This window comes from Microcystis sp. T1-4 (assembly GCF_000297435.1).
Classification (GTDB): domain Bacteria; phylum Cyanobacteriota; class Cyanobacteriia; order Cyanobacteriales; family Microcystaceae; genus Microcystis.
Genome location: NZ_CAIP01000375.1, coordinates 1 through 744, shown reverse-complemented (window position 1 = coordinate 744; position 744 = coordinate 1). Strand labels below are relative to the sequence as shown.

The 744-nt window shown below is 36.4% G+C and carries 1 protein-coding gene; it reads left to right on the top strand.

Going from position 1 to position 744, the window contains the following annotated elements; all coding sequences use genetic code 11:
* On the top strand, window positions 1–744 hold a 744-nt coding region (locus MICAI_RS17610; RefSeq protein WP_039900471.1), incomplete at both ends, for an ISL3 family transposase.

The window sequence follows — 744 nt, the reverse complement described above, 5'->3', positions numbered from 1 at the left end:
TACCTACAGGTTAATCGTCGTCAATTTAAGTGCGATAATTGTCGAAAACCCTTTAGTGAAGAGTTAGATTTTGTCGCCAAGAAACGAACCTATACGAAAAGACTAGCCGAGAATATACTCGAACAATTAAAAGAAGGAGATATTTTAAATGTTAGCCGAAGAAATGACGTAACGGAAGAAGAGATTCAAAGAATGATAGAGGACATCGCCGAAGAAATTACAGAGCCAGACCTATCGGAATTAAAAAGACTAGGAATTGATGAAATCGCTCTAGTCAAAGGGCAAAAAAATTACTGTGCAGTTTTAGTAAATTTAGATACGGGAAAACTAATAGCTATTCTAGAGAAGCGAACACAAGAAGAGTTGAGGGAAACGCTTACGGGGTGGGGAAAAGAGGTGTTAGAGCAAATTGAAGAAGTGAGCATAGACCTTTGGTTGCCCTATAAAAATCTGGTGAAAGAATTGATGCCATCGGCCGAGGTAGTCGCTGATAGATTCCATGTAATGAAACAAATTAATCAAGAGTTAGACGAACAGAGAAGAGCAGAAAAAAGAGCGGTAGAAGCGCAGAAAAATAAAAAACAGAAAGCGGAAAAAGAAGCGAAGCTAGAAGTTTTAAAGCGAAGTAAATATAGCTTGTTAAAAAATGAAAAAGATTTAACGGAACCCCAAAAAATCAAACTAGAAGCTATCAAAGAAACTTTTCCAAATTTGAAAAAGATGCAGGAATTAAAGGAAGAATTT